Annotated in this window: 10 protein-coding genes and 1 riboswitch; all 10 genes read right to left on the reverse strand. The window is 49.4% G+C overall.

The window, feature by feature from the left end; all coding sequences use genetic code 11:
- Positions 1 to 706: 706 nt before the first annotated feature.
- The 10 genes from AC3WTP_RS07535 to AC3WTP_RS07580 all read right to left on the reverse strand — a co-directional run bounded on the left by AC3WTP_RS07535 (position 707) and on the right by AC3WTP_RS07580 (position 11,729).
- Complete coding sequence (locus tag AC3WTP_RS07535) at positions 707 to 2,203, reverse strand: tetratricopeptide repeat protein (RefSeq protein WP_492393985.1); 1,497 nt, start codon at positions 2,201 to 2,203, stop codon at positions 707 to 709.
- A complete protein-coding gene (locus AC3WTP_RS07540; RefSeq protein ID WP_492393986.1) occupies positions 2,200 to 2,517 on the reverse strand; it encodes a hypothetical protein in 318 nt (105 codons plus the stop codon). Before AC3WTP_RS07540 ends, AC3WTP_RS07535 begins: the two co-directional genes overlap by 4 nt.
- The gene (locus AC3WTP_RS07545) at positions 2,514 to 3,053 is read right to left on the reverse strand and encodes an RNA polymerase sigma factor (protein WP_492393987.1); all 540 of its coding nucleotides are present in this window, start codon (positions 3,051 to 3,053) and stop codon (positions 2,514 to 2,516) included. Before AC3WTP_RS07545 ends, AC3WTP_RS07540 begins: the two co-directional genes overlap by 4 nt.
- A 134-nt stretch (positions 3,054 to 3,187) precedes the next feature.
- Positions 3,188 to 4,912 (reverse strand): adenine deaminase, encoded by a 1,725-nt coding sequence (locus tag AC3WTP_RS07550; protein WP_492393988.1) that lies wholly within the window; start codon positions 4,910 to 4,912, stop codon positions 3,188 to 3,190.
- Between the two features lie 88 nt (positions 4,913 to 5,000).
- A complete protein-coding gene (locus tag AC3WTP_RS07555; RefSeq protein ID WP_492393989.1) occupies positions 5,001 to 6,110 on the reverse strand; it encodes an ABC transporter ATP-binding protein in 1,110 nt (369 codons plus the stop codon).
- A 27-nt stretch (positions 6,111 to 6,137) separates the two neighbouring features.
- Positions 6,138 to 6,926, reverse strand: a complete 789-nt coding sequence (locus AC3WTP_RS07560; protein WP_492393990.1) for an ABC transporter permease — start codon at positions 6,924 to 6,926, stop codon at positions 6,138 to 6,140.
- A 5-nt stretch (positions 6,927 to 6,931) separates the two neighbouring features.
- Positions 6,932 to 7,753: an ABC transporter permease gene (locus tag AC3WTP_RS07565; protein ID WP_492393991.1), complete on the reverse strand. Its 822-nt coding sequence runs from the start codon at positions 7,751 to 7,753 to the stop codon at positions 6,932 to 6,934.
- A 118-nt stretch (positions 7,754 to 7,871) separates the two neighbouring features.
- A complete protein-coding gene (locus AC3WTP_RS07570; RefSeq protein WP_492393992.1) occupies positions 7,872 to 8,822 on the reverse strand; it encodes a nucleoside hydrolase in 951 nt (316 codons plus the stop codon).
- Positions 8,823 to 8,995: 173 nt separating this feature from the next.
- On the reverse strand, positions 8,996 to 10,042 hold the full coding sequence (locus AC3WTP_RS07575; RefSeq protein WP_492393993.1) for an ABC transporter substrate-binding protein: 1,047 nt from the start codon (positions 10,040 to 10,042) through the stop codon (positions 8,996 to 8,998).
- 277 nt (positions 10,043 to 10,319) lie between these two features.
- Positions 10,320 to 11,729 (reverse strand): NCS2 family permease, encoded by a 1,410-nt coding sequence (locus tag AC3WTP_RS07580; RefSeq protein ID WP_492393994.1) that lies wholly within the window; start codon positions 11,727 to 11,729, stop codon positions 10,320 to 10,322.
- A gap of 165 nt (positions 11,730 to 11,894) precedes the next feature.
- A riboswitch (purine riboswitch) is annotated at positions 11,895 to 11,995 on the reverse strand.
- Positions 11,996 to 12,063: the final 68 nt, after the last annotated feature.

Consider the following 12,063-nt stretch of genomic DNA (forward strand, 5'->3'; position numbering starts at 1 on the left):
GCCGCCAGCGTTCGTCCTGAGCCAGGATCAAACTCTCCATAAAAGTGTTTGACTTGCTCATTTGTATTGCTGACGAGTTTAACTCGTTATATCTAACATTCTCGCTGAATGATTCAAACGATCAAGATCGTCATCCTCACTCAACATTCGCTCGTTGTTCAGTTTTCAAAGAACAATTCGTAACTCGTAAGTTACTTTCTTTTTTTCATCGCCGTTCAGCGGCGACTTAATTAATATATCACGTCTTACATATAAGGTCAAGCACTTTTTTAAAAGTTTTATTTCAGCGCCTTTCAGCACCTGCTTGTCCCTACCACCGTGTCGAATGGTGGAAAACAAATATAACACAGGTCGCACGAAACATGCAACCCTGATATCCATCCATATTATGTCTCAATCATATCTGCACTATTCATATTCCCGATAAGATTACACAATGGTCATATACGAAGCTATACTGCACAAGAATGTTGTATTATGTACAACTTTTCGAGGCAAACGACACCCTCTCCCATTGTATTGTTGTACAATATGCAACATTATCAAGACCCACAGCAACAAAACGGCCATCTCCGGTCAAATTGTTGCACACCGTACAACAATTTGGGATTTACCGCGTGTTCTAAGCGGAAATGTTGCACTCTATACAACATTTCCGCCTAGAACCAGCAAGACCCACAGCCACTAAGCTGCGGGTCTCTATCCATCAATCTTCCATCGATTCTATCTGCTTCTTCACTCGTTCCGCTTCCGTCTCCATTTCCAGCCTCTCATAAGCATTCTTCATCAGCCTCAGATCCGCCAGTGAAGGATTCTGAATACGTTCCAAGTACGTCAGCGCCTTGCGAGGCTCTCGCTCCTCGCGGCTCTTCGTCCCGAATAGATACATATTCCCCAGCACCCTCAGCGCATGAGGATTATCCAGATCCTCCTCATACACCTCCTTCGCCCGTTCGTATTCACCGCGCAGGACGTAACGATCCCCTTCGTGCAGCCCTTTACCTCCGGAATCGTCGAATACGAGCATAGGCAGATCCTTTTCCTCCACAATCGTCAACGGTCGGGAACTGCTGATCTTGTTATCATTCTGATCATACGCCTCTACCGACCATAGATACTTCGATCCAGGATACGCGTAACCTAGAATATATGAAGGGTTGATCCATTCGTTCTCGCGATCTCCGCCATAAGACGAATAGCCCCATCCCTCATGCACATACTCGCGGAGCGCAGCAATATCCAACACGATTTCAGACTCTTCATATTGATCAGGTAAAGTAAAGTACCCATTTCCCCGATTCTCCGGACCTACTTCAATCCATTGCAGTTTATAATAGGCAGCTCCAGGGTACGGTTCCCACTGCAGTCTTATCAAGTCGCCTGTAACACTCGTAATACCTTTCGGCGCTTCCACTATCATATTAGGATTGAACCGAACCACAACATCCTTGACGGGTTCGCCTGCCTTGACCATGATCCCATGCGGTGACGTACCTGAATAAGTATACGACCTCAATTCCTTTACCGAAGCGCCAACCCCAATATCATACTTGCTCTCAGGGATATCATAGAAACGGAATTCGCCATGTTCATCTGTGAGGACCATATGATGATGCTCAGGACGAGGTGGAGAATTCCAAGAAGTAGCATCTGTCTCTCTCAAATACACTTCCGCGCCACTCAGAGGTCGATCACCCACCATCACTTTCCCTGATAGCATAGGAGTCTTTCCAAGTTGCGGTTCACGCGAATGAAGCAGTTCTAGCTCTCCTTTCCTCCACTCATCATCATTCTGCTGCAACAGCTCTTCATACAGCGATATCGCTTTATCCCAACGATGCTGACGAGCATATAACTCAGCCAATCTATACTTGCTCATTTCAACAAACCCTGCATTCGGAAATGCCTGAATCAACTGTTCCAGCCGAGATACCATATCGTCCAAGCTAACGACTGGTCCATTATCTACCCCATGTGAATAAGAAGAATGGTCTCTCCCCACATAAATGAGATTATCCTCCATGGGAGTATTCATTCCGCTCAATTTCAAAGCTTCTCTCTGCGCATCCGCAACAGAATAGGTGCTAATATCTCCAAATGCAGTCTGATCATCCAACCGAGAAGCCCCCACAACGCCAGCGATAATTAGCCCTGCCATTAACACGATCGTCCACACCAGGTGCTTCACCTTCATCCGAATCATGGCTGCTCCCCCTTCACTAACAGCTGTTTGAGGATCAGCATCCCATCAATCTCCATATAGCTTTCTTCATGATATTCACTGACCGTCATAGACCTATCCCCAGCCCCTTGCTGAAACTTAACGAATAGAGGCACTACCACGATCAGGAGAGACAGTCCAATCGCAGCAACCGCAATCGGGATCGGAATGCGAACCTCACGATTCCAGAACGAAAGCTTAGCCCTGTCAACAACTCGACCTTTATGATCTTCGGAAAATGCCAACCCGCTAACCTCTTCCTTCAACACCCTGCTCCAGTCCGAATCCTTGTTCATGCATTCCACCCTCTCTCTTCCAATATAGCTTCGAGCTGTTTACGCGCACGCGACAGCTTGCTCTTGACCGTACCTTCCGCTTCACCAAGCGCATCCGCGATATTCGCTACGGACCAATCCCGGTAATAATGGAGCACGATAACCTCACGATATTTGTAAGGCAGCTCCTGCAAATAATCGTTCATATCCATTCGCATCACAGCCGCTTCTTCCCCTGTCATTTCTTCGCGCTCACCATTCTCCACTTGTTCTCTATAAAATAGCCGCCTCCAGGAGCTCCTCCGCATCCATGCTCGACAGCGATTAATCGTAATGAGCATGACCCATGCCTTCAACCGAGAAGGATCCTTCAACTGATTGATCTTGCGATATACGGTCAGGAACACTTCCTGACTGATATCCTCAGCTTGATGGCGATCTCGGAGAAGCAGCGCGGCTGTTCGCAGCACATCATCGCCATAGGCATCCATCAACGGACGAAGCCCTTCTGGCTCACCGCGCCTGAGCCTTGCAACCCACTCCTCTTCCTCCCCCATCCCTTCACCCCCATTTTTTTCTATTATATAGATGCTTGAACATATGAGATAGGTTGCATTCTGTGCAACAAAAAAAAGCAGCAGAACAACGGGCATCCATTCCCGCGTTCTGCTGCTCTTCTTCTATTAGATATCTATTGCTTCACGATGAGCGGTACGACTTCACCCGCGCGTACATCGATCAAGCCGAGGTCCGTCAACTTTAGCGACGGACTGACCGGCAGCGAGTGCGTGCTGATCGACATGATCGGGTTATAGTGCTCATACCCGATCGACTCCATTGCCGCACGAAGTTCCTTCACATCCTGGCCGAAGGCTTCAAATGGCACTTCGGACAGGATGCCGCCCACCGGCAGCGGCACATGCTTCAGCACTTGGCCGTCGGCTACGACGCAGAAGCCGCCCTGCGTGCCGATGACGGTGTTGCATGCGAGCGCCATATCCTCTGGCGAGTGCCCGACGACGAGCAGATTGTGGTTATCGTGCGAGTAAGTCGTCGCGATGGCGCCGCGCTTGATCGTGTTGCCGGTAATCAAGCCATAGGCGCGATTGCCGTTCTTGCCGTAGCGCTCGAATGTCGCGATCAGACCGTTGCCGCTCTCCTGCCATTGCAGCTCGCCGTCACGCACCGCGACTGGACGGTGCAGCTCCTTCGTATTGGTCGTGCCATTGACGACCTCCATCACCCGGCAGTTGTACTCGCCGTCCGGCAAGCCTGCCACTTCACGCTGCACGCGGAAATCCGTCGGCGATAACGCCGCAAGCTTCACGCTCTCATAGAAATGCGCTGGGAACTGCTGCCCGCCATGCGTATCCTCGCCTGCTTCCGCCGCATCGTATACCAACCGACCGCGCTTATATACCGCATCAATCGTGAACTGCTCCACATCCGTCAGCAGCACGAAGTCCGCGATGCGGTTCGGCGCGATCGCCCCGCGATCATCCAGCTGCATGCGGCGAGCCGACGTGTACGTCGCGGCATAGATCGCGCGTTCAGGCGACATGCCCATCTTGATCGCTTTGCGCACAAGATGGTTCAAGTGACCGTCCGCCGCAAATGTGTCAGCCATCACATCATCAGTCACGAAGCAGAACAACTCGGACACATCCTGCTCAATCAGCACCTTCATAATCTCAGGGCGCATCGCCTTCTCCTGAATCTCCACGAAGCAGCCGCTCCGCATCCGATCCAACATACTCTCCACTTCCTGCTCCGTATGGTCGGAATCAACGCCCGCGAACATGAAGCGCGCCAGGTCCAGATCCACCAAACTCTTCGGCGTATGACCTTCAATCACGACATTTGGATACGTCTTTCGGAAATGCTGCAGGATCTTCCCCGTCTTCCCGTCCGGATTGCGCAGCACATCGACCGAGTCCATAATCTCGCCGAGGCAGATGACGCGCTCCATCTTCATGAGCTCGTCCATCTCGGCGATGCCGATCTCTCCGCCCGTCGTTTCCAGCTTGGTCGCCGGCACCGAGCTTGGAATGGCGTAGAGAATGTCCGCAGGACAGCCTTCACTCGCTGCGATCATCGCTTGAACTCCCTCTAGGCCGAACACGTTGGCCATCTCGTGAGGCTCAGATACGACCGTTGTCACTCCATTTTTCAAGATACCATGTGAGAATGTCTTCGGTGTAATCATCGAGCTCTCAATATGCAGGTGGATATCGACCAAGCCCGGAATCATATGACGCCCTGCGCCCCGCAGCACCTCAGCAGCCTCGAACGTCTCCTCCCCGCGCTGTCCTACATAAAGGAAGCGGCCGTCCAGCACCGCAACATTGCCGTGAATAAATTGCTTCATATATACGTTATAGACGTGAACGTCTGTAATGAGCAGATCAATCTTCATGAGAGCATACTCCTTGCTGTCTATAGTCTAGAATGACAGGGGCATGAAGACGAATCCCCAGCCCCTGTTCCTTGTTATTTGTTCTTTGTTATTTTGATGTTTGAACGAGTACGATCTTCTCTTTCGCCAGCACCAGCTTAACCGCAGCTCCGTTCGCAAATGGCTGCTCCATCTCGCGGTTGACTGTAAAGTCGCCGAGCTCCGTCTGCACGACATATTGATAGCTGCGACCAAGATACGTGCTGATGCGAACTTGTCCAGGAATGATGTTCAAGCCAGCTTCGATCTCAGCAGCGGTCAAGCCGCCGACTCCATCTGTTAGCTCGCTGTCCTCGACAACGATCAGATCGTCGGGGCGAATCGCAGCTTTCATATCATCCGTGATCGGATGTCCAGAACGGTGATCCACTTGGAACTTATAGCCCTTCACGCTCTGTACCGCGACCAAAGATCCATCCGCCTGCTTGCTCTCTATATCAAGGAAGTTGTTGAATCCGATAAAGCGAGCAACGAACTCTGTCTTCGGATATTTATAAATGTTCGCAGGCGCATCCAATTGCTCGATCTCACCCTTGTTCATAATCGCGACCTTGTCCGAGATCGAGAAGCATTCCTCTTGGTCATGCGATACATATACCGTCGTGATGCCCAGTTGCTGCTGGATACGGCGAATCTCAACGCGCATATTTACACGCAGATTCGCATCCAAGTTACTAAGCGGCTCATCGAACAGGAGCAGATCCGGTTCGATCACGAGCGCGCGCGCAATCGCCACACGCTGACGCTGTCCGCCTGACAGCTCGCCTGGGAAGCGCTTCTCGAAGCCCTGCAGGCTGACGACTGCGAGCATGTCCATGACGCGCTTCTCGATGTCAGCTTTGGCTACTTTACGCAGGCGCAAGCCGTAAGCGACATTATCGAATACGGTCATGTGCGGGAAGAGCGCGTAGCTCTGGAATACGAAGCCGAAGTTGCGCTTATTCACCGGCACACGCGTGTAGTCCTGACCGTCAAACATGAACTTGCCGTCCTTCGCTTCCAAGAAGCCCGCGATCAGACGCAGCGTCGTCGTCTTGCCGCAGCCACTTGGACCGAGAAGCGAGATGAGCTCGCCCTTTTTTATATTTATGTTGAAGTTCTCAAGGATAACATTCTTGTCATAGGCAACAGATACATTTTGCAGCGATAATAATTCCACAGTCACAGTCCCTCCGTATGTCCGCTGTTAGTTTTTCGTAAAGTAAGACAGACCCATCAAGCGTTCAATCAGTATCATCAAACCGCCCGTCATCAACATGAGGAGCACCGAGATGGCTGCAATCGTTGGATCAAAATAGTTCTCTACATACGTCAACATCTGAATCGGCAAGGTGCTGACCCCTGGCCCTGTCATAAAGACCGAGATATCCACGTTGTTGAACGATTCCAGGAAGGCAAGCAGCACACCCGCGATCAATCCTGATCGAATGTTAGGCAGCACGACCGTGAAGAACGTCTTCAAACGTGACGCGCCTAAGCTCATGGACGCCTCCTCAATCGCATAGTCGAAGTTGGATAAGCTGGAGCCGATGACGCGAATGATGTATGGCAGCATCAGCACGACGTGTCCGACTAACAAGCTCGTGTAGATCGGAAGATTGAACTGAACAACTAAGTACTTCAACATCGTGAAGCCAAGTACGATACCTGGGATAAGCAATGGAGAGATGAAGATGTTGTTGAGCATCCCCTTCCCCTTGAAGTCCCCGCGGCTCAACGCATAAGCAGCCGGAACACCGATCAAGAGCGCGATTAGATTCCCTAGAAGCGCGACAACCATCGTAACTTTAAAGGTCTCCATAAACATTTCTACTTCAAATATGTTCTTATACCAGCGAAGAGAGAACCCTTCCGGCGGAAATTGCAATATAGCGCTATCCCCGAACGACGTCGTCATAATAATGACGAGCGGCCCGAGCAAAAAGAGAAACACGAGCCCTGCAAACAGGCCAAGTCCGCGATTCTGTTCCTTCATGTTCGTTACCCCTTCGGATTCAATTTGCGAGCCATCTTATTCATAAGCCCGATAATGATAAAGGTCACGACGATCAACACCGTCGCTATGATGGACGCCATCGTCCAGTCGTTCAACGTCATTGCGTTCTGGTACAGGAACGTAGACATCACTTTCTCCTTACCACCCAACAACTGCGGTGTTGTGTAGGCAGTCAAGCTGCCGACGAATACAAGAATACTGCCGACGATGAGACCAGGTACGCATAATGGAACGACAATCTTCATAAAGCCTTTGAAACGTGAAGCACCCAAGCTCTCAGAAGCGCGGAGCAGGTCTCCGTCGATATTTTCCATAACCCCTACTAATGAAATAATCATGAGCGGCAGGAACAAGTGAATCAAGCCGATGATCATCGCCGTTGGCGTGTACAAGATCTTGAGCGGCTCTTCAATAAGTCCAATGCCTGTCAGGGCGTTGTTAACGATCCCGTTCTTGCCAAGGATGACCATCCAGCTAAAGGAACGTACGATCGAGCTTGTCAGCATCGGGAACAGTGCGAGCATTAACAGAATCCCTTTTGTGCGCGCCTTTGTACGAGAAATATAATAAGCGGTCGGGAAGCCTAGCAAAATACAAGCAACTGTCGTCACTAAGCTGACTTGAAGTGTCGTGCCTAGTATCTTCAGAATATAAGGGTCGCTTAGCAATTTAACATAGCCGCTAAACGTGAATTGGCCATCTTGATAGAAAGAGGAGCCGATCGTCATCAAGATCGGAATAATCATAAATAAAGTCAGGAACAGCAGTCCCGGCAGCATCAGCAGCCATAAATACACTTTCTTCATCTTTGACCTTCTCCTGTTGTCAGAATGTCTGTCCCACCTCTGGGCAATATTGCTGCATAATTATATGCGTGATTTACTATTGACTATTAGCTTAATACTGCTAGCTTTTGGCTATAGCCTATTGACGAATCAGTCCCACAAACAGCTTCAAGAATCGTTCGTGATCTACGTCGAGGCATACCTTGACGTTTGGTGTATGTCCCAGTCGTTGCTGGATATCGCACACCGTCTGCCCATCGCACAGCGAGCTTGATGTCTCCACGTCTACGTGCAGCAGCTTCGTCTCTACTAGCGTAGGGTCTATCGCAACTCCAACCGCAAGCGGATCATGCAGCGCGCAAGCTGCAACTCCGTTTCGTTCTTCATAACGGTTCATATAGTCCTTCATACACTGACGCACCACTGGTCCAAGCTCCGTCGCATCGAGCTCTTGCAGATGTGCTTCATAGAGCAGCGCCTTGCGCGTCACATCCAGACCGACCAAGGTCAGATCGAATCCGGCCTGCAGCACGACGCGCGCCGCTTCCGGATCAACGTACATGTTATACTCCGCTGTCGGTGTCACGTTGCCGTAAGTGAGGAGCGCCCCGCCCATAACGACGACACGCTTGACCAGCCGTGGCAGCTCCGGGCAGAGCCGATACGCCAGCGCCAGATTGGTGAGCGGCGCCGTCATGATCAATTCCAGCTCACCGGCATGCAGCTTCGCCTGCTCTACGATGAACGCTGCGGCATGCTGATCTCTCGGCTCCATCGGCGGAAGCTCCAGGTCGCGAAGCGCGCCCCCGAGACCGTCGCGGCCGTGCACGTGATGCTCGAAGAAGTGCGGGCGCAGCAGCGGGCGATCGGCTCCCATCACAACCGGGATTGCGCGAGCGTATTCCGTATTCAGTGCATGAAGCACTTTGCGCGTATTCAGCGTCGCTTGTTCGAGCGACACATTGCCATTCACTGTCGTAATGCCGACCAGGTTAAACCCTTCATGCTTAACCGCCATCATAATGGCAAGAGCGTCATCCACTCCTGTGTCTACATCCATCAGCACAGGGACTCTCGATGTGTGTTCCATCTGGCGTATTCCCCCCTGATATTCATTTCCTACAACTGCCCAGCAGCCGTATGCTTCAGATCATACTATTCGTGCTGTTCGATGTATCGAACATAATGCCGAATGAAAGGGAGGGTCGCATAGTGCCGCCCTCCCGACAATCATTCATCGTATCTATAATGCTGGTAGAAGTTCTACTCCAATTCGCGGTTCCAACGATCGATCCAGCCGCTCATTTGCTGGTTTACGAAGCTCAAGTCCATCGTTTTCAGATTTTCAATTGTTTCTGCGCCGTACGTCAAGCCTTCCGCTTGTTCAGGTGTCAGCTCTACATTCTTGTTGGCTGGAGAGTCAACGCGATCAAGCGCATTAGCCTTCTGAACTTCTTCACTGAGAATCCAGTTGATGAATTCCTCTGCCAGTTCTTTGTTCTCCGAGCCCTTAACCACGTTCACTGTATTCATAAGCGCATACGCGCCTTCTTTAGGAGTAATGAATTTCGCAGTTGGAACTGCTTCTTTAATGCTGCCCAGGAACGTATCCTGCAGTGGAGCAATTTCGATCTCGCCCTGCGCAAACATGTTTGCTACATCCGCAGTCTTCGTGTAGTACTTCACAACGCCTGGATTAATATCTTTCAGCGCTTTGAATGCCGCATCCGCGTTCATATCTGTGCTGCCTTCATGCTTAGCAGCGATGTCCATCAACATCGGTCCGCTCGTGATCGTGATGTTAGGCAGCGCAATCTTGTTCTGGAATTCTGGATTCCACATATCATTCCAGGACTCAACAGGCGTCTTCACTTTGCTCTCATCTACAACTAGACCTAGTTGAGCGACAGTGAATGCTGGACCCCAATCTTCACCCAGCGGTGCTTTCGCGATATCGTATAGTTGATCCACGTTAGGAATCTTGCTGCGGTCAATCTTCTCGAACAATCCTTCTTCGATACCTTGGAGTGAGTAGTAATCGGACAAGTAGATTACATCAACCTTCGAGCTGCCTTGACGAATCTTATTAAGACGATCCGAGTTGTTGCCGATCTCCGTAACAATCTTCACGTTATGTGCTTTCTCAAATGGTTCGTACACATTCTTCTTCATAGCATCTTCCGCGAATCCCCACGTTGAGACGACTAATTCAGTCGGTTTGTCTCCCTTGCTTTCGCCGCCGCTTGAGCAAGCTGTAAGTATAGTTCCCAGAGCAAGTACTACTGCCATTACCGATGCTAGCTTTTTCATAAGAAATGATGTCCCCCTAGTTGCTGTCTTAAGTAATAAGTCGTTGTGCGTTCCAACAGTGATCACTATAGCATAGTACGAAAAATCACACAACCCTAATTACGAACATTTTTATTTTTATACTGTTTATAGTTCGCTTTTTACGATATTTTCGATATTTTTCGTCAAATTAAGTTTGAAATCTATATACAATTCCTTACATTCAAGAAACAAACAAAAAAAGCGCTGCGGCTAATAGTTCAGCCACAACGCTTCAACTTATTTCAATTCATTTCAATTAATGTCCGCCGCCCATCATGAAATAACGAGCGATTACGAGTACAAACAAGATCCACATCAACCAATGAATTTTGTATTTTTGTTCACCTTTACCAAAGGTGTTTGCAACAAATGCAAGCACAACATAAGCCAAGATACCGAATGAAATACCGTTTGCAATGCTGTAAGTGAAAGGCATGAAAGCAACTGTCAAGAATGCTGGAATACCTACTACCAGATCTTTAAAGTCGATTTCGGATACAGACTGCATCATCAACACGCCAACAACGATCAACGCCGCTGATGTTGCAGCTGTAGGGATAAGCGCTACAAGTGGAGCCAAGAACAGAGAGAGCAAGAAACATACGCCTGTTGTTACAGCCGTCAGACCTGTACGACCGCCTTCAGCGATACCTGCTGTACTCTCTACGAATGCCGTTGTTGTAGAAGTACCCAACATTGCGCCGCCGGTGACTGCGATGGAGTCAACGAGCATAGCCTTACCTACTTTTTGCTTACCTTTTTCCGGATCCTTCATGAAGCCGGCACGGTTAGCCGTACCGATCAAAGTACCGAATGTATCGAACAATTCAACGAAAGTAAACGTCAAGATGATGGAGACGATCCCCACATCCATGATGCCGGCAAAGTCGAATTCGAAGAAATTCAATTGACTCAAGTCTGGAATCCAAGGCGTCTGCGAAGTATCGCTCAAGCTATCGAACGTGACAACGCCCATGAAGACACCGATGACGGAAGTTCCCAAGATACCAAACAGGATAGCGCCAGGCACTCTCAACACCATCAAGATAGAGATAAGCGCCAATCCAATAATCGTAAGCAATACAGTCTCATTCGTAAAGCTTCCCATACCGAATATAGACTCAAATCCGCGAAGCGAAGTGAATGTATCTGCTGGAACATTATCAACAGTTTGAACTGAAACAGTAAGCAATCCGCTGTTCTTCAAACCAACGATCGCGATGAACAAGCCGATACCTACTGTAATGGCATGCTTCAAGCTGTCTGGAACAGCGTCTATAAGTTTTTGACGAACATTCGTTATCGTTAATAATAAGAAGATCAGACCTGAAATGAATACCGCTGTTAAAGCCATTTGCCAAGTAATCGGTTGATCCGTTGCCGCTGTCGAGATCACGACGGAAGCAAAGTAAGCGTTCAAGCCCATACCAGGCGCAAGAGCTACAGGGAAGTTAACGAAGAGACCCATAGCAATTGTAAACACACCTGCTGCAATAGCAGTAGCCAAAAATACCGGATACCATTCCATTCCCGTCTTGCCGAATGCAGTTAACGTATCTGGGTTCACTGCCAAGATGTAAGCCATCGTCATGAACGTCGTAATACCTGCCATAATTTCCGTTCTGATCGTTGACCCTTGCTCCTTGATTTTGAAGAAGCGATCCATGATTGTTACATCCTCCCCATGTGATTCTCTTATATGATGTATCCCATAACAACAAAAATAGCCCTGGGGCTCTTGCTCCCGGGCTACTGCAGACGATGAACGATCAAACGGCGCTATTCCCTATAAATAGGGCGCATCCTAATGCTGACATCCTGACGATAATCAGATGTCCGTCCACCCTCTCGTAGCCAGGTCATTTACGGTGACCTCGTAGAGACTCTCAGGCCGATTCCCGAGATTATACAAGAAGAATTCGTTTTTGTTGTACATCCTCATTTTAGGGTCAAGCACCGCCTTTGTCAACCCTATTCACGAATATTAATTTAATTAACTT

The organism is Paenibacillus sp. EB106-04-04-XG159 (genome assembly GCF_058791835.1).

Bases quoted from the DNA above. Each gene is read 5' to 3' on its own strand.
- AC3WTP_RS07535 (WP_492393985.1), bottom strand. From the start codon at position 2,203: ATGATTCGGATGAAGGTGAAGCACCTGGTGTGGACGATCGTGTTAATG.
- AC3WTP_RS07540 (WP_492393986.1), bottom strand. From the start codon at position 2,517: ATGAACAAGGATTCGGACTGGAGCAGGGTGTTGAAGGAAGAGGTTAGC.
- AC3WTP_RS07545 (WP_492393987.1), bottom strand. From the start codon at position 3,053: ATGGGGGAGGAAGAGGAGTGGGTTGCAAGGCTCAGGCGCGGTGAGCCA.
- AC3WTP_RS07550 (WP_492393988.1), bottom strand. From the start codon at position 4,912: ATGAAGATTGATCTGCTCATTACAGACGTTCACGTCTATAACGTATAT.
- AC3WTP_RS07560 (WP_492393990.1), bottom strand. From the start codon at position 6,926: ATGAAGGAACAGAATCGCGGACTTGGCCTGTTTGCAGGGCTCGTGTTT.
- AC3WTP_RS07565 (WP_492393991.1), bottom strand. From the start codon at position 7,753: ATGAAGAAAGTGTATTTATGGCTGCTGATGCTGCCGGGACTGCTGTTC.
- AC3WTP_RS07570 (WP_492393992.1), bottom strand. From the start codon at position 8,822: ATGGAACACACATCGAGAGTCCCTGTGCTGATGGATGTAGACACAGGA.
- AC3WTP_RS07575 (WP_492393993.1), bottom strand. From the start codon at position 10,042: ATGAAAAAGCTAGCATCGGTAATGGCAGTAGTACTTGCTCTGGGAACT.
- AC3WTP_RS07580 (WP_492393994.1), bottom strand. From the start codon at position 11,729: ATGGATCGCTTCTTCAAAATCAAGGAGCAAGGGTCAACGATCAGAACG.